Annotated in this window: 19 protein-coding genes; 13 read left to right on the plus strand and 6 right to left on the minus strand. The window is 64.9% G+C overall.

The window, feature by feature from the left end; all coding sequences use genetic code 11:
* Positions 1-2 precede the first annotated feature (2 nt).
* The 7 genes from ASG57_RS20975 (at position 3) to ASG57_RS38400 (ending at position 5,791) form a co-directional block, all read left to right on the plus strand.
* Entirely contained in the window at positions 3-758 is a 756-nt protein-coding gene (locus tag ASG57_RS20975; RefSeq protein WP_057197294.1) for a metal ABC transporter ATP-binding protein, read from the plus strand.
* A 6-nt stretch (positions 759-764) separates the two neighbouring features.
* The gene (locus tag ASG57_RS20980) at positions 765-1,634 is read left to right on the plus strand and encodes a metal ABC transporter permease (RefSeq protein ID WP_057197296.1); all 870 of its coding nucleotides are present in this window, start codon (positions 765-767) and stop codon (positions 1,632-1,634) included.
* A 2-nt stretch (positions 1,635-1,636) separates the two neighbouring features.
* Positions 1,637-2,500: a metal ABC transporter solute-binding protein, Zn/Mn family gene (locus tag ASG57_RS20985; protein ID WP_024337344.1), complete on the plus strand. Its 864-nt coding sequence runs from the start codon at positions 1,637-1,639 to the stop codon at positions 2,498-2,500.
* A 53-nt stretch (positions 2,501-2,553) separates the two neighbouring features.
* The gene (locus ASG57_RS20990) at positions 2,554-3,594 is read left to right on the plus strand and encodes a CobW family GTP-binding protein (protein WP_057197298.1); all 1,041 of its coding nucleotides are present in this window, start codon (positions 2,554-2,556) and stop codon (positions 3,592-3,594) included.
* On the plus strand, positions 3,594-4,613 hold the full coding sequence (locus tag ASG57_RS20995; protein WP_057197300.1) for a WD40 repeat domain-containing protein: 1,020 nt from the start codon (positions 3,594-3,596) through the stop codon (positions 4,611-4,613). The genes ASG57_RS20990 and ASG57_RS20995 overlap by 1 nt, the downstream gene beginning before the upstream one ends.
* A 30-nt stretch (positions 4,614-4,643) precedes the next feature.
* Positions 4,644-5,360 carry an MgtC/SapB family protein gene (locus ASG57_RS21000; RefSeq protein WP_024337347.1) on the plus strand — a complete coding sequence of 239 codons (717 nt, stop codon included), beginning with the start codon at positions 4,644-4,646 and terminating at the stop codon, positions 5,358-5,360.
* Positions 5,361-5,461: 101 nt separating this feature from the next.
* A complete protein-coding gene (locus ASG57_RS38400) occupies positions 5,462-5,791 on the plus strand; it encodes a hypothetical protein (protein ID WP_024337348.1) in 330 nt (109 codons plus the stop codon).
* A gap of 130 nt (positions 5,792-5,921) precedes the next feature.
* On the opposite strand, the gene ASG57_RS21010 is transcribed toward ASG57_RS38400, so the two are convergent.
* The 5 genes from ASG57_RS21010 to ASG57_RS21030 all read right to left on the minus strand — a co-directional run bounded on the left by ASG57_RS21010 (position 5,922) and on the right by ASG57_RS21030 (position 10,755).
* On the minus strand, positions 5,922-7,364 hold the full coding sequence (locus ASG57_RS21010; protein WP_024337349.1) for a homospermidine synthase: 1,443 nt from the start codon (positions 7,362-7,364) through the stop codon (positions 5,922-5,924).
* Positions 7,365-7,430: 66 nt separating this feature from the next.
* Entirely contained in the window at positions 7,431-7,820 is a 390-nt protein-coding gene (locus tag ASG57_RS21015) for a RidA family protein (protein WP_057197302.1), read from the minus strand.
* Positions 7,821-7,966: 146 nt separating this feature from the next.
* Complete coding sequence (locus tag ASG57_RS21020; RefSeq protein ID WP_024337351.1) at positions 7,967-8,554, minus strand: GNAT family N-acetyltransferase; 588 nt, start codon at positions 8,552-8,554, stop codon at positions 7,967-7,969.
* A 144-nt stretch (positions 8,555-8,698) separates the two neighbouring features.
* A complete protein-coding gene (locus ASG57_RS21025; RefSeq protein WP_057197304.1) occupies positions 8,699-9,841 on the minus strand; it encodes a type III PLP-dependent enzyme in 1,143 nt (380 codons plus the stop codon).
* Positions 9,842-10,500: 659 nt separating this feature from the next.
* Complete coding sequence (locus ASG57_RS21030; protein ID WP_024337353.1) at positions 10,501-10,755, minus strand: hypothetical protein; 255 nt, start codon at positions 10,753-10,755, stop codon at positions 10,501-10,503.
* Between the two features lie 133 nt (positions 10,756-10,888).
* Here ASG57_RS21030 and ASG57_RS21035 point away from each other — a divergent pair, with 133 nt between their 5' ends.
* The 4 genes from ASG57_RS21035 to ASG57_RS21050 all read left to right on the plus strand — a co-directional run bounded on the left by ASG57_RS21035 (position 10,889) and on the right by ASG57_RS21050 (position 15,293).
* Complete coding sequence (locus ASG57_RS21035) at positions 10,889-12,970, plus strand: M3 family metallopeptidase (protein ID WP_057197481.1); 2,082 nt, start codon at positions 10,889-10,891, stop codon at positions 12,968-12,970.
* Complete coding sequence (locus ASG57_RS21040; protein ID WP_024337355.1) at positions 12,970-13,608, plus strand: DUF1007 family protein; 639 nt, start codon at positions 12,970-12,972, stop codon at positions 13,606-13,608. Before ASG57_RS21035 ends, ASG57_RS21040 begins: the two co-directional genes overlap by 1 nt.
* Positions 13,605-14,738, plus strand: coding sequence for a nickel/cobalt transporter (locus tag ASG57_RS21045; protein ID WP_200948574.1), 1,134 nt, complete (start codon positions 13,605-13,607; stop codon positions 14,736-14,738). Before ASG57_RS21040 ends, ASG57_RS21045 begins: the two co-directional genes overlap by 4 nt.
* Positions 14,739-14,855: 117 nt before the next feature.
* Complete coding sequence (locus ASG57_RS21050; RefSeq protein WP_024337357.1) at positions 14,856-15,293, plus strand: acyl-CoA thioesterase; 438 nt, start codon at positions 14,856-14,858, stop codon at positions 15,291-15,293.
* Positions 15,294-15,303: 10 nt separating this feature from the next.
* Here the strand turns inward: ASG57_RS21050 and ASG57_RS21055 are convergent, their stop codons facing one another.
* Positions 15,304-15,702: an MAPEG family protein gene (locus tag ASG57_RS21055; RefSeq protein WP_024337358.1), complete on the minus strand. Its 399-nt coding sequence runs from the start codon at positions 15,700-15,702 to the stop codon at positions 15,304-15,306.
* Positions 15,703-15,785: 83 nt separating this feature from the next.
* Between ASG57_RS21055 and hemH the strand changes: the two genes are divergently transcribed.
* Together hemH and ASG57_RS21065 are read left to right on the plus strand one after the other, a co-directional pair.
* Positions 15,786-16,823, plus strand: coding sequence for a ferrochelatase (gene hemH / locus ASG57_RS21060; RefSeq protein ID WP_024337359.1), 1,038 nt, complete (start codon positions 15,786-15,788; stop codon positions 16,821-16,823).
* A 10-nt stretch (positions 16,824-16,833) separates the two neighbouring features.
* Positions 16,834-17,811 carry an ABC transporter substrate-binding protein gene (locus ASG57_RS21065; protein WP_024337360.1) on the plus strand — a complete coding sequence of 326 codons (978 nt, stop codon included), beginning with the start codon at positions 16,834-16,836 and terminating at the stop codon, positions 17,809-17,811.
* Positions 17,812-17,827 lie beyond the last annotated feature (16 nt).

The following is a 17,827-nucleotide window of genomic DNA, read 5'->3' on the forward strand; positions in this document are numbered from 1 at the left end:
CCATGGCGGCCCTGCACTTCCACAACGTCACGCTCGGCTACGACCGGCATCCGGCCGTGCACCATCTCAACGGCGAGATTGCACAAGGTGCGCTGGTCGCGGTGATCGGTCCCAACGGCGCCGGCAAGTCGACGCTGTTGCGCGGCATCGTCGGCATCCTCAAGCCGCTCGACGGGAGCATCCATCTCGGCGGTCTCGACCGCAGGGACATCGCCTACCTGCCCCAGAGCGCCGAGATCGACCGCAGCTTCCCGATCTCGGTGTTCGATTTCGTCGGCACCGGGTTGTGGCGCGCCACCTCCCTGTTCGGTGGCGTCGGCAAGGCTGCCCGCGAAAAGATCCTCCGCGCGCTCGCGTCCGTCGGACTCAATGGATTCGAGAACCGACCGATCGGCACGCTCTCGGGTGGCCAGATGCAGCGCGTGCTGTTCGCGCGCGTGCTGCTCCAGGACGCTCGTCTGATCGTGCTCGACGAGCCCTTCAATGCCATCGACAGCAAGACCACGGCCGACCTGCTCGCGCTGGTGCAGCGCTGGCACGGCGAAGGCCGGACTGTGCTCGCTGCGCTGCACGACATGGAGATGGTGCGCAACCACTTCGCCGAGACTCTGGTGCTGGCCCGCGGCCCTGTGGCGTGGGGTCCGACGGCGGAGGTGCTGACGCCGGAAAATCTGCTGGTTGCGATGCGGATGTGCGAGGCGTTCGATGACAGCGCCGCGGCCTGCGCAGCCGATGATATCAGCTCGCGGGCGGCTTGATATCCGATGATCTATGACGTGCTGATCGGCCCGTTCACCGAATTCGAGTTCATGCGGCGGGCGCTCGCCGCCGTGATCGCGCTAGCGCTCGCGGGCGCGCCGATCGGCATGTTCCTGATGTTGCGGCGGATGAGCCTCGTCGGCGATGCCATGGCGCATGCAATCCTCCCGGGCGCGGCGGTCGGCTTCCTGCTCTCGGGCCTCAATCTGTTCGCGATGACGGCGGGCGGCCTGATCGCCGGCTTTGCGGTCGCGATCCTCGCGGGCGTGGTGGCACGCTCGACGGGACTGAAGGAGGACGCTTCGCTCGCCACGTTCTATCTCGCCTCGCTCGCGCTCGGCGTCACCATCGTCTCGATCAAGGGTACCAATATCGATCTGCTGCATGTGCTGTTCGGCAACATTCTGGCGATGGACGACCAGACGCTGTTGGTGGTGGCCATCAACGCCACGATCACGCTGCTGGTGCTCGCGGTGATCTACCGGCCACTCGTGATCGAGAGCGTCGATCCGCTGTTCCTGCGCACGGTCAGCCGCGCGGGGGGACCTGCGCACCTCGCGTTTCTCGCGCTCGTCGTCATCAACCTGGTCAACGGCTTTCAAGCGCTCGGCACGCTGCTCGCCGTCGGCCTCATGATCCTGCCGGCCGGGATCGCCCGGTTCTGGTCGCGCGATCTCACCGCCATGATATGCATTGCCGTGATTGCTGCTGCCGTCTCGGGCTATGCCGGCCTCGTGCTGTCGTTCCAGACCCGCGTGCCCTCAGGCCCTGCGATCATTCTCGTGGCGACGGTGATCTACGTGGTCTCCGTGCTGTTCGGCCGCGTCGGCGGCATCGTCCGGCAACTGTTTCCCGGCCGGCATCTGGAAGCGTGACGATGCGATTCATCCTGCTTTGTACGCTGTTGCTGATCGCCTCGCCGCTGCAGGCCGCGGAGCGGCTCAACGTCGTCGCGAGCTTCTCGATTCTGGCCGATTTCGTCCGCAACGTCGGCGGCGACCGCATCAATCTGACGACACTGGTTGGCGCCGACGGCGACGTCCATGTCTATACGCCGACGCCCAGCGATGCGAAACGGATCGCGGACGCCAAGCTCGTCATCGTCAACGGGCTTGGCCTCGAGGGCTGGTTGCCGCGCCTTGTGCAGTCCGCCGGCAGCAAGGCGAAAGTCGTGACCGCGAGCGCGGGCATCACACCGCTGAAACTGGGTGCGGCCGCCGATCCCCACGCCTGGCAGTCCATTCCCAACGCCAAGATCTACGTCACCGATATCGCCAATGCGCTCGCCGCGGCCGCTCCGGATGACGCCGAGTTCTTCCGTGCCCAGGCGAGCGCCTATCTGGAAAAGCTTGAAACGCTGGACCGCGAGGTCCGGCAGGCCGTGGTGAAAATCCCGCCCGAGCGGCGCAAGGTGATCTCTACCCACGACGCCTTCGGCTATTTCTCCAGCGAATACGGTATCCGGTTCATCGCCCCCCTGGGTGTCTCCACGGAAACCGAGCCCAGCGCGCGCGACATCGCCGCCATCATCAGCCAGATCAAGGCCGCGAGGATCCCGGCGGTATTCCTGGAAAATATCAGCGATGATCGGCTGATCCGGCGGATCGCGGCCGAGACAGGCGCCAAGGTCGGCGGCACCCTGATTTCGGACGGTTTGACCGGCGAAAAGGGGCTTGCACCCACTTACATTGACATGGTCAGGCACAATATAAAGGCCCTGACCAGCGCGCTTGACCACTAGGGCAGGGGCCACCCCGCCTCGCGTCGCGCGACAAGCCGAAGTCCGGAGTTGTTATGTCTGAAGCGACCTCCCAGAAGATTCCCGTGACCGTGCTGACCGGCTATCTCGGTGCCGGCAAGACCACGCTCCTGAACCGCATCCTGTCCGAAAACCACGGCAAGAAATACGCCGTCATCGTCAACGAATTCGGTGAGATCGGCATCGACAACGATCTCATCATCGGTGCCGATGAGGAAGTGTTCGAGATGAACAATGGCTGCATCTGCTGCACCGTGCGCGGCGACCTCGTGCGCATCATGGATGGCTTGATGAAGCGCAAGGGCAAGTTCGACGCCATCATCGTCGAGACCACCGGCCTTGCCGATCCGGCGCCGGTCGCGCAGACCTTCTTCGTCGACGAGGACGTGCAGAAGAATGCGCGGTTGGATGCGGTCGTCACGGTTGCCGACGCCAAGTGGCTGTCCGACCGGCTCAAGGATGCGCCCGAGGCCAAGAACCAGATCGCCTTCGCCGATGTCATCGTCCTGAACAAGACCGACCTCGTCACAAAGGGCGAGCTCGCCGAGGTCGAGGCTCGCATCCGCGGCATCAATCCCTACGCGAAGCTGCACCGCACCGAGCGCTGCTCGGTGGCGCTGTCCGATGTGCTCGATCGCGGCGCGTTCGACCTCGACCGCATCCTCGACATCGAGCCGGACTTCTTGGAAGCTGACGACCACGACCATGACCACCATCACGGCCACGCCCATGACCATCACCATGATCACGGCCATGGCCTGAAGCACTATCACGACGAGGAGATGCAATCGCTCTCGCTCAAGACCGACAAGCCGCTCGATCCGAACGTGTTCATGCCCTGGCTGCAGAACCTGGTGCAGGTCGAGGGCGGCAAGATCCTGCGCTCGAAGGGCATCCTCGCCTTCCAGGACGACGACGACCGCTACGTTTTCCAGGGCGTCCACATGATGCTGGAGGGTAACCATCAGCGGAAGTGGAAGGAGGGCGAGCCACGCGAGAGCCGCCTCGTCTTCATTGGCCGCGAATTGCCGGAAGAGGCGATCCGCAAGGGTTTCGAGAGCTGCATCGTCTCGTGATGAAAGAGTTCGCGCCGGCCCCGGATTCAGCCTCGATCGTCTCCGTCACCGATCGCGTCAAGCCTATTGGGCTCGGCATGGCCGTGACCTCGGTGCATTTCCTCGGCGGCCGTGCCGCCTTCGTCGGTGGCGAGGAGAATGTCGCGTTCGTCGATAGCAAGGGCGAGACCACTACGGTTGCCGTGCACAGCGGCGGCATTCTTTCGACCGCCTCAGACGGCAAGCGCCTCGTGATGGGCGGCGATGACGGCAAGGTCGTCTCGCTCGACGCCAAGGGCGAGGCGACGCTGCTCGCCACCGATCCGAAGCGGCGCTGGATCGACGCGGTGGCGCTGCACGCCGACGGCACCTTCGCCTGGTCGGCCGGCAAGACGGCCACGGTCAAGAGCGGCAAGGCCGAGGAGAAGTCGATCGAAGTGCCATCCACCGTCGGCGGTCTCGCATTCGCCCCGAAGGGCCTGCGGCTCGCAATCGCGCACTACAACGGCGTGACGCTGTGGTTTCCGAACATGGCGGGATCGGCCGAATTCCTGCCCTGGGCCGGTTCGCATCACGCGGTCACGTTCAGTCCGGACAACAAGTTTCTCGTCACCGCGATGCACGAGCCGGCGCTGCATGGCTGGCGGCTCGCCGACAACAGGCACATGCGCATGACAGGCTACCCCGGTCGCGTCCGCTCGATGTCGTGGAGCGCTGGCGGCAAGGGGCTCGCGACGTCAGGCGCCGACACCGTGATCGTATGGCCGTTCGGCAGCAAGGACGGCCCCATGGGCAAGGAGCCCGCGATGCTCGCGCCGCTGCAAGCACGCGTGTCGGTGGTCGCCTGCCATCCCAAGAACGATATTCTGGCCGCCGGCTACAGCGACGGCACCGTGCTGATGCTGCGGCTGGAGGACGGCGCGGAAATCCTCGTCCGCCGTAACGGCACGCCGCCCGTCGCCGCGCTCGGCTGGAACGCCAAGGGCACGCTGCTGGCCTTTGCGGACGAAAATGGGGATGGCGGCCTGCTGGAGCTTTAATTTGTCATGGTTCCCGCCTTATAGGGGGCCATGCGATTTCTGACGACATTCCAGCTTGCCGACTTCGCGGATACGCTGGCCAGCCTGACCACGGCCTTCGTGCTGGGCACGCTGATCGGCGCCGAGCGGCAATACCGTCAGCGCACGGCGGGCCTGCGCACCAACGTGCTGGTCGCGGTCGGCGCCGCCGCCTTCGTCGATCTCGCGATGAATTTGGCGGGCGCCGACGGCGCGGTGCGCGTGATCGCCTACGTGGTGTCTGGCATAGGCTTCCTCGGGGCCGGCGTCATCATGAAGCAGGGCATGGACGTGCGCGGTCTCAACACCGCGGCAACGCTGTGGGCGTCCGCCGCGGTTGGCTCCTGCGCCGGCGCCGACATGATCGCGCAGGCGTCCGCGCTGACCGTGTTCGTGATCGCCGGCAACACCATGCTGCGTCCGCTGGTCAATGCAATCAACCGTATTCCCCTGAACGAGAAGGCGCTGGAGGCAACCTACTATTTCAAGCTTGCCGTTGCGGCCGATGCTCTTCCGGATATGCGCGACCGGCTCGTCGAGAAGCTCGAGACCGCGAAATATTCGGTGGCCGATATCGATGTGGCCGAAATCGGCGATGACGTTCTGGAGATCGCCGCAAAACTGGTCGCGACCGCAGTCGACCCCAACGAGCTGAACGCGGTGGCGACTGACCTCCAGCATTTGCCGGGCGTACGACACGCCACCTGGGAGGTCAGTACCACCGACTGAGCGCGGCGTTTTGGCGCGCAGAGGGCTGGGTTCCCGGTTCTTCAATGCCGGAACCGGCAGGTCGCGGTTTCGTTGTCCTGCGGACAAAGGCGGTGATCGACATGGCCATTCAAGGCGACAAGCGCAGACTGAAGCTCGACCTGACAATTGCTGGTTCGCTGCTCGCAGCGGGCATCGTGGTCGCCGTGATGTCGCTCGCGCAAATCCGCGCCGAAAACCGGATGGAGCTGGCGCAGGCAACGCCGCCGCTTCAGGGCACGCCTTCCGAGGATCAGAACAAGCCCGCGGAAGCCAAGCCGGGCGGCGATCGGCCGACCACGCCGGCGCCCGAGCCCGCACGTCCGGATCCGCAGACGCAGGGCGCGGCGACCAAGCCGGCATTGCCGCCGGCTCCCGCGGAGAAGATCGCGCCGCCGCTCGAGAAGAAGTAGGCTTCTACGGTCATTCGGGGTGCGCGAAGTGCGAGCTCGGAATCCATTTCCGCGCATTTTGTCTCCCGATGGATTCCGGGCTCGCGCCAAGCGGCGCGCCCCGGAATGACAAGCGGAGACAGACAGGCGTTCACCGCACCAGAATGTTCTTGAACTGCCAGGGATCGCTGGTGTCGATGTCTTCCGGAAACAGACCTGGGCGGTCCGTCAACGGCGTCCAATCGGTGTAGAAGCCCTTCACCGGGCCGAGATAGGGCATCTGAATTTCGAGCAGACGATCGAAATCCATCTCGTCGGCTTCGACGATGCCTTCGTTCGGGTTCTCCAGCGCCCACACCATGCCGCCGAGCACGGCCGAGGTCACCTGCAGGCCGGTCGCGTTCTGGTAGGGCGCGAGCCTGCGCGTCTCCTCGATGGAAAGCTGCGAGCCATACCAATAGGCGTTCTTGTCATGGCCAAACAGCAGCACGCCGAGCTCGTCTATGCCGTCGACGATCTCGTTCTCGTCGAGGATGTGGTGCTTCTCCTGCATCTTCCCGGCGCGGCCGAACATCTCGTGCAGCGACAGCACGGCATCGTCGGCCGGATGATAGGCGTAGTGGCAGGTTGGCCGGTAGATCGCCGTGCCTGAGGCGTCGCGCACGGTGAAGTAGTCGGAGATCGAGATCGATTCGTTATGGGTGACGAGGAAGCCGTACTGCGCGCCACGGGTCGGACACCACGTGCGCACGCGCGTGTTGGCGCCGGGCTGCATCAGATAGATGGCGGCGCCGCAGCCGGCCTCATGGGTTCGCGCATTGTCGGGCATCCATTTCTCATGAGTGCCCCAGCCTAGCTCGGACGGCTGCACGCCTTCGGAGAGGAAGCCTTCTACCGACCAGGTGTTGACGAAGACATCGGGCTCCTTCGGCTTCTTCGAGCGCTGGGTGTCGCGTTCGGCGATGTGGATGCCCTTGATGCCGGCCTGCCGCATCAAATCCGCCCACTCAGCCTTGGTCTTCGGCTTGGGGGCGTTGAGCTTCAAATCCGCGGCAACGTTGAGCAGCGCCTGCTTCACGAAGAACGAGACCATGCCGGGATTGGCGCCGCAGCAGGAAACGGCCGTCGTCGAGCCGGCGGGGCGCGCCCGCTTGGCAGCCAGCGTCACTTCGCGCAGGGCGTAATTGGAGCGCGCTTCCGGCCCCTTCGAGGCATCGAAATAGAAGCCGAGCCAGGGCTCGTTGACGGTGTCGATATAGAGGGCGCCGAGCTCGTTGCAGAGCTCCATGATGTCGGTCGACCCGGTATCGACCGAGAGATTGACGCAAAAGCCCTGGCCGCCGCCCTCCGTGAGCAGCGGGGTCAGCACCTCGCGATAATTGTCCTTGGTCAGGCCCTTCTGGATGAATCGGACATTGTGCTTCTCGCAAAGCGCCTTCCGGCCCTCGTCCTTCGGATCGAGCACGGTGATGCGCGACTTGTCGTAGTCGAGATGCCGCTCGATCAGCGGCAAGGTGCCTTTGCCGATGGAGCCGAAGCCGACCATGACGATGGGACCGGTGATCTTCGCGTAGACCTGCGAGGCGGGGCTCATGGGATGGTTCTCCGAAACGTGCTGGCAGACAAAGGGTGGGGGACGGATCAGGCGCGGCGGCGCTTCTCAGATGCTGCGGCGTTTGGCGGTGACTTCGATCTCGACCTTCATCTCGGGCTTGGCGAGGGCGCTGACGACAAGCAACGTCGCTGCCGGCCTGATGTCGCCGAGTACCTCGCCGCAGACGGCGAAGTGGACATCGATGTAGCTGGTGTCGGTGACATAGTAGGTCGCACGGACAATGTCGGCCATTTCGAAGCCGCCCTCCTTCAGGGCAGCTTCGATGGTCTTGAAGCAGTTGCGTGACTGGCTCGTGACGTCGGCCGGCATCGTCATCGTCGTGTAGTCATAGCCCGTGGTTCCCGCGACGAAGGCGAACTCGCCGTCGATCACGGCGCGGCTGTAGCCGGCGGTCTTCTCGAACGGGGAGCCGGTGGAAATCAGGCGACGGGACATGCTCTCGGACCTCGACCAGGGGGATGTTTCGCGGGGTTAAAGGGCGTTTCAGGCGCCTGCGCAACCCCAAAGGAACTGGCTTGGCGCAGGCGCGGTCGGGCGTTGCCGCTCAACGCGGCCTGGGGCTTCGCGATGCAAGGGATCCCTTAAGCCGCGCGCGCCTCAGGTGCGCGAACCGCCCTCCGTTTGGGCAGGGCAGCGCCGGTCGGGACGATCATCCCGACGCAGCCATCGAGTGCGCCCTCGGCGAACTCGATTGCCAGCAGGCGGTCTCGCTCGAACGGGCCGGGCAGCGACAGCGCACCGGTTTTCTCCGTCGAGAAGCCGAACCGGGCGTAATAGGGGGCATCGCCAAGCAGGATCACGGCGGCGTGCCCGCGCGCTCGGGCGGCAGCCAGCGCCTGATGCATCAGCGCGGCGCCGATCCCGAGCTCGCGGCAGGCAGGGTCCACCGCCAGCGGTCCGAGGACCAGGGCAGGCCTGCCTCCGGCGCTGACGTGCCACAGCCGCACGGTTCCCACGAGCTTGCCCTCGCGCACCGCCGACAGGGCAAGGCCTGCAGCGGGTGCACGTCCGTCGCGCAGGCGCTGGCAGGTGCGGCCATGGCGGTTCTCGCCAAAGCAGGCATCGAGCAACGCTTCACGCATCGCGACGTCGGCAGCACGTTCCGCACGGATCACGAACGGAGCGGCCTTCGAGGTGAGGGCGATCTGTGGCTTCCGAGGAGCAGTCATGGCGCGTCAGTCCCCACTTGAACCGACGTGCGCAAAGCACGCCGGTTCAAGGCGTCGTCAGAAATCGAAATGTGAGGGAGGAGCCGGCAAGCCGGCTCCGGGTTCGTCAGGCCTCAGACCGAGAGGCGGATCTGATGTGGCAGATCAGATGTGATAGGTCTTCAGCGGCGGGATGCCGTTGAACGCCACCGACGAGTAGGTCGACGTATACGCCCCGGTGCCTTCGATCAGAACCTTGTCGCCGATCTCCAGCGTGACCGGGAGCGGATACGGGTTCTTCTCGTACAGCACGTCGGCGCTGTCGCAGGTCGGACCTGCGAGCACGCACGGCGTCATGTCCGCACCGTCGTGACGGGTGCGGATGGCGTAGCGGATCGACTCGTCCATCGTCTCGGCGAGACCGCCGAACTTGCCGATGTCCAGGTAGACCCAGCGCACCTCGTCCTCGTCGCTCTTCTTCGAGATGAGCACGACCTCGGATTCGATGACGCCGGCGTTGCCCACCATGCCGCGGCCCGGCTCGATGATGGTCTCCGGAATCTGGTTGCCGAAGTGCTTGCGCAGCGCGCGGAAGATCGAGCGGCCGTAGGTCACCACCGGCGGCACGTCCTTCAGGTACTTGGTCGGGAAGCCGCCGCCCATGTTGACCATGGACAGGTTGATGCCGCGCTCGGCGCAGTCGCGGAACACCTGCGAAGCCATCGCCAGCGCACGGTCCCACGCCTTCACCTTGCGCTGCTGCGAGCCGACATGGAAGGAGATGCCGCACGGCTCCAGACCCAGGCGTTTGGCGAGGTCGAGCACCTCGACTGCCATCTCCGGGTCGCAGCCGAACTTCCGCGACAGCGGCCACTCGGCGCCGGCGCAGTCATAGAGGATGCGGCAGAACACCTTCGCGCCGGGCGCGGCGCGGGCGACCTTCTCGACCTCGGCGGCGCAATCGACCGCGAACAGCCGGATGCCGAGCGTGAAGGCGCGCGCGATGTCGCGCTCCTTCTTGATCGTGTTGCCGAAGGAGATGCGGTCGGGCGTCGCACCCGCGGCCAGCGCCATCTCGATCTCGGCGACCGTCGCGGTGTCGAAGCAGGAGCCCATGGAGGCGAGCAGCGACAGCACTTCCGGCGCCGGGTTCGCCTTGACGGCATAGAACACGCGGCTGTCGGGCAGCGCCTTGGCGAAGCTTTGGTAGTTGTCGCGCACGACCTCGAGATCGACGACGAGGCACGGCTCGGTGTCGAGGCCATCCTTGCGGCGGTTGCGCAGGAATTCCTGGATACGTTCGGTCATGGCACTCTCCCAAACGGCCCAGCGACGGGCCCGTTCAAAACATGACGTCGGATAAGAGCGCTCTGGCCGATCGCGCGATGGAGGCGCGACGAAGCCACAAGACTCAAATCAGACTGTGCTGCCGTGGATTGGTTGGGAGTGTTCCCGCCCGCACACCTGGCAATGAAGGACAAGCCTTTTCAGTAGCCCGCGCCGGCGTTGGACTGCCGGTAGAGACCAAAAAAGCCCGATCCGTCGTTGCTTTAAGTCGCGTCCCCCGTTGAGAGCGGGGTGCGCCGGTTCGCCTCCGGCTGCCAGTCACGGTTGCAAAGAGCGAAGTCACCTTCGACATGGCATCCCTTTGAGAGAGATGCTGGGCGCTCCGGGTTTGCCTCGGTCTTTCGACTTCCGCGCTTCCGAAGAGCCCCTCGGCTTCTTCACCCCTTGGCGGCTGTCCGGCCTCTTGTCCGGATACCTACCGACTGACACACGACCACAGGCACGTGCGAAATTGGGCAAGTCCGCACATAAGTGTTTTGACTCTGCTTCGCAAGATTTTTTTTAGGCTGCGAGCAGAATTGCCTAACATCTGCTTGCGCGCTGTTGCGCGAGCGACGCAGAAGATGAACGAGCGTTAAGTTTTCAACGCAGCGCGTATATCTCGCGCGCGCGTGGAAGCGTCAGCGGCGCTTGGTGAAGGGCTCGATGCGCTGAGCGGCGCGGACGAACGCCGTCATCACCAGCACGCCCAGTGCGAACAGCACGGCCTGGAGGATGTGCGCGCCCTGATCGCCGAGTCCGAACAGGATCGCCAGCGCCCAACCTCCGGCGAAGGCCGCGCCGAACACCTCCGCGCCGATCAGGATGGCGGCGCTGATGACGGTGATGACGCTCGGCCAGGCGATCTGGCGGGAAGAGGAGGCAGGCGCGTTCATGAGCTGAGGTCCGTGGCTTCGAGGGCCGCAATCTCCCCGAAAAGGCGGCTCGGAGCAAGGGCAAACGGCCCAAAAAAGCCCCATCGCGTGCTATAGCTGGCCGCAACAATCGCCCATGAAAATCGGACTTGTGATGTCAGAATCCCGCCAAATTACGGATGCCGAGACCAATCCGCTGCTGAAGGCCTGGGTGACGCCGTTCGCGGCCCCGCCCTTCGACGAGATCAAGCCGGAGCACTTCCTGCCCGCTTTTGAGCAGGCCTTCGCCGACCACGCCGCCGAGATCGCGGCGATCACCAACGATCCGGCCGCGCCCGACTTCGCCAACACCATCACGGCGCTGGAGCGCTCGGGCAAGCTCCTGAGCAAGGTCGCGGCGGTCTTCTACGATCTGGTCTCTGCGCATTCCAACCCGGCCATCCTGGAGATCGACAAGGAGGTCTCCTTGCGGATGGCGCGACACTGGAATCCGATCATGATGAACGCCGTGCTGTTCGGCCGCATCGCCCAGCTGCACGAAAACCGTGCCAACCTTGGACTCACCCCCGAGCAGCTGCGCCTCTTGGAACGCACCTACACCCGCTTCCATCGCGCCGGCGCCGGCCTTTCCGAAGAGGCCAAGACCCGGATGGCCGAGATCAACGAGAGGCTCGCGCAGCTCGGCACCAGCTTCAGCCACCATCTGCTCGGCGACGAGCAGGACTGGATCATGGAGCTCGGCGAGGGCGATCGGCAGGGCCTGCCGGAGAATTTCGTCGCGGCCGCCAAGGCTGCGGCAGAAGAGCGCGGCCTGGCAGGCAAGGCGATCGTCACGCTCTCGCGCTCCTCGGTCGAGCAGTTCCTGAAGAGCTCGGCCCGGCGCGACCTGCGCGAGAAGGTCTACAAGGCCTTCATCGCGCGGGGCGACAACGGCAACGCCAACGACAACAATGAAACCATTGTCGAGATCCTGAAGCTGCGCGAGGAGAGCGCAAAGCTCCTAGGCTACCCGACTTTCGCCGCCTACCGGCTCGAGGATTCCATGGCCAAGACGCCGGAGGCGGTGCGGGGCCTGTTGGAGCGGGTCTGGAAGCCGGCCCGCGCCCGGGCGCTCGCCGATCGCGACGAGATGCAGGCCCTGATCACGGAAGAGGGCGGCAATTTCAAGCTCGCGCCGTGGGACTGGCGCTTCTATGCCGAGAAGCTGCGCCTTCAACGCGCCAATTTCGACGACGCCGCGATCAAACCGTATCTTGCGCTCGACAACATGATCGCCGCCGCCTTCGACTGCGCCACCCGCCTGTTCGGCGTCACGTTCGAGGAGCGCAAGGACGTTCCTGTCTGGCACCCGGACGTCCGTGTCTGGGAGATGAAGGGGCCGGACGGCAAGCACAAGGCACTGTTCTACGGCGACTACTTCGCCCGGCCGTCGAAGCGTTCCGGCGCCTGGATGACCTCGTTGCGCGACCAGCAGAAGCTCGACGGCGACGTCGCGCCGCTCGTTCTCAACATCTGCAATTTTGCCAAGGGAGCCGGCGGCGAGCCTTCGCTGCTGTCGCCTGACGATGCCCGCACCCTGTTCCACGAGTTCGGTCACGGCCTGCACGGCATGCTCTCCAACGTGACCTATCCCTCGCTGTCGGGCACCTCCGTGTTTACGGATTTCGTCGAGCTGCCGTCCCAGCTCTACGAGCACTGGCAGGAGCGGCCCGAGGTGCTGCAGAAGTTCGCCCGCCACTACCAGACCGGCGAGCCGTTGCCGGACGAGCTGCTGCAACGCTTCCTTGCCGCGCGCAAATTCAACCAGGGCTTTGCCACGGTCGAATTCGTCTCCTCGGCGCTGATCGATCTCGAATTCCACACCCAGCCGGCTGCCGCCGCGCAGGATGTGCGCGCCTTCGAGAGACGCGAGCTGGAGAAGATCGGCATGCCCGAGGAGATCGCGCTGCGTCATCGTCCCACGCAATTCGGCCACATCTTCACCGGAGACCATTATGCCGCCGGCTATTACAGCTACATGTGGTCGGAAGTGATGGACGCGGACGCCTTCGGCGCTTTCGAGGAGGCGGGGGACATCTTCGATCCCAAGGTCGCAAGACGCCTGCACGATGACATCTATTCGAGCGGCGGATCGGTCGATCCGGAAGCCGCCTACGAGGCCTTCCGCGGCCGACCACCCGAGCCCGATGCGCTGCTCCGCCGTCGCGGCCTGCTCGACGACGCAAAGGCGGCCTGATGAATATGCGCGCCCTGTTCGGATGCCTGCTTGCTGCCGCGATGACGCTGGCAGCGGGTGCCGCGAATGCGCATCCGCATGTCTGGATCACCGCGACCAGCGAGCTGCTCTACGCGGCGGATGGCTCGATCACCGGCGTGCGTCACGCCTGGACCTTCGACGACATGTTCTCGGCCTATGCGGTGCAGGGGCTCGAGAGCAAGACCAAGGGGACCTATACGCGGGAGGAGCTCGGCCCGCTGGCGCAAACCAACGTCGAGTCGCTCAAGGAATACGCCTACTTCACCTTCGCGCGAGCCGACGGCAAGAAGGAACGATTCCAGGAGCCAGTCGACTATTTCCTCGACTACAAGGATACGGTGCTGACCCTGCACTTCACGCTGCCGCTGAAGGCCCCGGTCAAGCCCAAGCAGCTGGTGCTCGAAGTGTTCGACCGCTCCTTCTTCATCGACTTCAAGATGGCCAAGGACAATCCGGTCAAGCTGGTGGGCGCGCCCTCTGGCTGCCAGATGAAGCTGGATCGGCCGAACGACGGCACCGCCAGCGCGCAGCAGCTGAACGAGCAGACCTTTCTCAACGGCGAGAACTCGAATTTCGGCATGATGTTCGCCAACAAGATCACGGTGGATTGCCCTTGAAGCCGCAACTCTCCCCGCTCGCGCGCGGGCTGCTCGCCTGCGCCGCCGTTCTGCTCGTCGTTGGCGTGGCCGATGCCGCGCTCCATCATCTGCTCGCGCAGACGCCGTTCGGCGCGCCGCGGCCGGCGCAGGCGGCCGATTCGGAGGCCGGCGGCCTGATCGGCTGGCTGCTGGCGAAACAGTCGGAATTCTATCGCCAGATGTCGGCGACCATCCGGGCCGCGAAGTCCGACGGCTCGGCGGTGTGGACGCTGCTCTTCATCTCGTTCGCCTATGGAATCTTCCATGCCGCCGGTCCTGGCCACGGCAAGGCGGTCATCGCCTCCTATCTCGTCGCCAACCGCGAGACCGCGCGGCGTGGCATCGCGTTGTCGTTCGCCTCGGCGCTGATGCAGTCGCTGGTCGCGATCCTGGTCGTCGGCATCTCGGCCTGGGTGCTGAATGCCACGGCCAAGACCATGTGCAAGGCGGAGGCGGTGATCGAGATCGCGAGCTACGCCCTGATTGCGGCATTCGGTCTGAGACTGGTGTGGGTCAAGGGCGGCGCCTTCATCCGCGCGCTCCAGGTCGCCCAACCGGTGCCGGCGATTGCGGGCGTGCCGCACGATCATGATCACGGTCATCACCATCATCATGATGCGCATGACCATGACGGCCATGATCATCATCGCCACGATCAGGGCCATGCACACGCCCATCATCACCACGCTCATCATCATGGGAACGATCACGTCCACGACGAGCATTGCGGCCACTCCCACGGCCCCACCCCCAGCGAGCTCGCCGGTCCGGGCGGCTGGCGGCGCGGCTTCGCTGCGATCCTGACCGTCGGTATCCGCCCTTGTTCGGGTGCGATCCTGGTCCTGGTATTCGCGCTGGCGCAGGGCCTGTTCTGGGCCGGCATCGCCGCGACCTTCCTGATGGGTTTGGGTACCGCGATCACGGTCGCGGCGATCGCTGTCGTCGCCGTTTCCGCCAAGGACATCGCCGCCCGCCTCAGCGCGGGGCGCGACGGCGGCGGCGCGCTGTTCATGCGAGGCATCGAGTTCGCCGCCGCAGGCTTCGTGCTGCTGTTCGGCGTCGGTCTCTTGTTCGGCTACATCGCCGCCGAACGGACCACGTGCTTCTAGGCTCGTTCTGACCCTTCCTCCACGGGCTAAGAGCTACCCCGTCGCGGCGTGATAGCCGCTTTGCGAACCTCCCTCCGGCCGCTATTGAGACAAGAAGGTTCCTATCGGGGGGTCTCCATGTCGCGCGAGGATTTCTGGTTCTTTCATCCGTTTCGGGTGCGTTATTCCGAGATCGACGGCCAGGGCGTCGTTTTCAACGCCCATTACCTGACCTATTTCGACACCGCCATCACCGGGTACTTTCGCGCGCTCGGCTTTGACCAGTATGCGGACGCGCAGGCGAGCGGCATCGATTTCCACGTCGTCAAGTCCGTCATCGAATACAAGGCGCCGGTCCGCTTCGACTGGGAGCTCGATGTCGGCGTGCGCGTAGCGCGGATCGGCAATTCCAGCCTCGTGTTCGAGCTCGCCATCTTCCTGAAGGGCGGCGCGGACGCGCTGGTGACCGGCGAGATCGTCTGGGTCTACACTGACCAGAAGACCCATCGTCCGGTCACGATCCCGGCATCGATGCGGTCGCTGATCGCGACGCGGGAGCGTCATCTGACGGCGTGAGGCCGGCGCCTCACACCGGCAGGAACCGCTTCAAAGCCGGCAGGAAGAAGATGCCGAGATTGATCGCGAAGCCGACGCTCCAGAGGATCGAGCGCAGCGTCGGGCGATTGCCGAGATAGGTCAGCACATACGCGATCCGCACGATCAGGAACAGCGCCGCGAGCTCGTCGATCAGCCGCTGCGGCGCATCTCTGAACTCGGCGAGCAGCACCGCGAAGGCGAAGAACGGGAAAGCCTCGATGCCGTTCTGGTGAGCGCCGAGCGCGCGCTGCGCGATGGCATCCTCATAGAAGGCTGGGTCGCGCGGCCGGGAATTATCGAAGCGGCCGAACCTGATCCATTTGATCGAGGCGATCGTTACGAGATAAAGCAGCAGCGCTCCGAATACGCACCATTCTGCGAGCGTCATCGTTCCTCCCCCCGCCGGGGTGCGACCCTAGCGAACCCCGGCTCATCTTGACAAGTTCGGACCAACGCGCGACCCAACCAGCCATGAACAGCGTCGCCCCCCCCGAGACTGCGAAGCCGGTCACCCGATCCGCCCTGCCGCGCGTCGGCGTACTCCTGGTCAATCTCGGAACGCCTGACACGGCCGATGCGCCAGGCGTGCGGGTCTACCTCAAGGAGTTCCTCAGTGACGCCCGCGTCATCGAGGATCAGGGCCTGATCTGGAAGGTGGTGCTGAATGGAATCATCCTGCGCAGCCGTCCCCGTACCAAGGCGCTGGATTACCAGAAGATCTGGAACAACGAGCAGAACGAGTCGCCGCTGAAGACCATCACGCGGTCTCAAGCCGTTAAGCTCGCCGCCGCCTTGGCGGACCGCGACCATGTCGTGGTGGATTGGGCGATGCGTTACGGCAATCCCTCGATCAAGGCCGGCATCGACGCGCTGATCGCAAAGGGCTGCGAACGCATTCTGGCTGTCCCGCTCTATCCGCAATATTCCGCTTCGACCTCGGCGACCGTCTGCGACGAGGTGTTCCGCGTGCTCGCGCAGCTTCGCAATCAGCCGACGCTGCGGGTGACGCCGCCCTATTATGAGGATTCCGCCTATATCGAGGCCCTCGCGACCTCGATCGAGGCGCATCTAGCGACGCTCTCGTTCAAGCCGGAGCTGATCGTCGCGTCGTTCCATGGCATGCCGAAAGCCTATGTCGACAAGGGCGATCCCTATCGGCAGCACTGCATCGCAACGACGGAAGCATTGCGCCGCCGGCTCGGCATGGACGAAACGAAGCTGCTGCTGACCTTCCAGTCCCGTTTCGGCAACGACGAGTGGCTCCAGCCCTACACCGACAAGACGATGGAGCGGCTCGCCAAGGAAGGCGTGCGCCGCATCGCGGTGGTGACGCCGGGCTTTTCCGCCGACTGCCTGGAGACGCTGGAGGAGATCGCGCAGGAAAACGCCGAGATATTCAAGCACAATGGCGGCGAGCAGTTTTCCGCCATCCCCTGTCTCAACGACAGCGATCCGGGCATGGACGTGATCCGGACCCTGGTGCTGCGCGAGCTTCAGGGCTGGATCTGATGGTTCACCCATGAACCGCCGCTCGTGTCTGGCGTTTCTCGGGATGATCGCGGCGCTCCCCGCCTCGGCGCCGGCCCAGCAGCGGAACGTGGTGCGGCGGCTCGGTGTGCTCTCGGTCACCGCCGCCGAGGACGCGATCGGACAGGCACGCAGCACGATCCTGGCCGAGGCGCTTGCCGGCTACGGTTGGAAGGAGCGCGACAACCTCAGGATCGAGTGGCGCAGCGGCGGTGCCGATCGCGCGCGCATCGCGCAGCTTGCGGACGAGTTGATCGCGCTCAAGCCTGACATCCTGCTCGCGGTCGGCACGCCCTCGGTGGAAGAGCTGCGCCGGCGCACCACCACGATCCCGATCGTGTTCGCCGTCGTCACCGATCCCGTCAGCCAGGGTTTTGTCGAAAACCTCGCGCATCCCGGTGGCAACATCACCGGTTTCACCGATTATGACGGCCCGCTAGCCGGCAAATGGCTGGAGATGCTGACGCAGGTCACGCCATCCGTCCGCCGCGTGTTCGTCGTCTACAATCCCGCCACCGCGCCGTTCGCGCCCTTGATGCTGCGCACGATCGAGGGCGCCGCACGGACTCTTCACGTGATGGTCGAGCCCGCGCCCGTCCATGACGCCGCCTCGATCGGAGCGCTGGCTTCGCGGAAGGACGGTGCCATCCTGGTCCTGCCGGACTTCTTCACATTGGCCAACCGCGTGCAGCTGCTCGCGACGATCGCACAGGCGCGGGTGCCCGCAGTCTTCTGGAGCCGCACCTTTGTCGATGAGGGAGGGCTGATGTCCTACAGCACCGACACTGCCGAACAGCTGCGGCAGGCCGCCTCCTATGTCGATCGCATCCTCAGGGGAGCGCAGGCGGCCGATCTTCCGGTCCAGAACCCCACCAAGCTTGAGCTGGTGATCAACCTCAAGACGGCGAGGGCGTTCGGCGTTACGCTTGCCCCCGCCCTCGTCGCGCTCGCGAACGACGTCATCGAATGAAGCTGCTGATACCGAG

Origin of the sequence: Bradyrhizobium sp. Leaf396 (assembly GCF_001424605.1) — a bacterium.
Classification (GTDB): Bacteria; Pseudomonadota; Alphaproteobacteria; order Rhizobiales; family Xanthobacteraceae; genus Bradyrhizobium; species Bradyrhizobium japonicum_C.

What these genes read in the sequence shown, in the direction of transcription:
- ASG57_RS21000 (WP_024337347.1), top strand. Translation starts at nt 4,644, where the DNA reads ATGCGATTTCTGACGACATTCCAGCTTGCCGACTTCGCGGATACGCTG.
- ASG57_RS20995 (WP_057197300.1), top strand. Translation starts at nt 3,594, where the DNA reads ATGAAAGAGTTCGCGCCGGCCCCGGATTCAGCCTCGATCGTCTCCGTC.
- ASG57_RS20980 (WP_057197296.1), top strand. Translation starts at nt 765, where the DNA reads ATGATCTATGACGTGCTGATCGGCCCGTTCACCGAATTCGAGTTCATG.
- ASG57_RS21050 (WP_024337357.1), top strand. Translation starts at nt 14,856, where the DNA reads ATGTCGCGCGAGGATTTCTGGTTCTTTCATCCGTTTCGGGTGCGTTAT.
- ASG57_RS20975 (WP_057197294.1), top strand. Translation starts at nt 3, where the DNA reads ATGGCGGCCCTGCACTTCCACAACGTCACGCTCGGCTACGACCGGCAT.
- ASG57_RS21010 (WP_024337349.1), bottom strand. Translation starts at nt 7,364, where the DNA reads ATGAGCCCCGCCTCGCAGGTCTACGCGAAGATCACCGGTCCCATCGTC.
- ASG57_RS21065 (WP_024337360.1), top strand. Translation starts at nt 16,834, where the DNA reads ATGAACCGCCGCTCGTGTCTGGCGTTTCTCGGGATGATCGCGGCGCTC.
- ASG57_RS21015 (WP_057197302.1), bottom strand. Translation starts at nt 7,820, where the DNA reads ATGTCCCGTCGCCTGATTTCCACCGGCTCCCCGTTCGAGAAGACCGCC.
- ASG57_RS21025 (WP_057197304.1), bottom strand. Translation starts at nt 9,841, where the DNA reads ATGACCGAACGTATCCAGGAATTCCTGCGCAACCGCCGCAAGGATGGC.
- ASG57_RS21030 (WP_024337353.1), bottom strand. Translation starts at nt 10,755, where the DNA reads ATGAACGCGCCTGCCTCCTCTTCCCGCCAGATCGCCTGGCCGAGCGTC.
- ASG57_RS21055 (WP_024337358.1), bottom strand. Translation starts at nt 15,702, where the DNA reads ATGACGCTCGCAGAATGGTGCGTATTCGGAGCGCTGCTGCTTTATCTC.
- ASG57_RS21040 (WP_024337355.1), top strand. Translation starts at nt 12,970, where the DNA reads ATGAATATGCGCGCCCTGTTCGGATGCCTGCTTGCTGCCGCGATGACG.
- ASG57_RS20985 (WP_024337344.1), top strand. Translation starts at nt 1,637, where the DNA reads ATGCGATTCATCCTGCTTTGTACGCTGTTGCTGATCGCCTCGCCGCTG.
- hemH (WP_024337359.1), top strand. Translation starts at nt 15,786, where the DNA reads ATGAACAGCGTCGCCCCCCCCGAGACTGCGAAGCCGGTCACCCGATCC.
- ASG57_RS21035 (WP_057197481.1), top strand. Translation starts at nt 10,889, where the DNA reads ATGTCAGAATCCCGCCAAATTACGGATGCCGAGACCAATCCGCTGCTG.
- ASG57_RS21020 (WP_024337351.1), bottom strand. Translation starts at nt 8,554, where the DNA reads ATGACTGCTCCTCGGAAGCCACAGATCGCCCTCACCTCGAAGGCCGCT.
- ASG57_RS20990 (WP_057197298.1), top strand. Translation starts at nt 2,554, where the DNA reads ATGTCTGAAGCGACCTCCCAGAAGATTCCCGTGACCGTGCTGACCGGC.
- ASG57_RS38400 (WP_024337348.1), top strand. Translation starts at nt 5,462, where the DNA reads ATGGCCATTCAAGGCGACAAGCGCAGACTGAAGCTCGACCTGACAATT.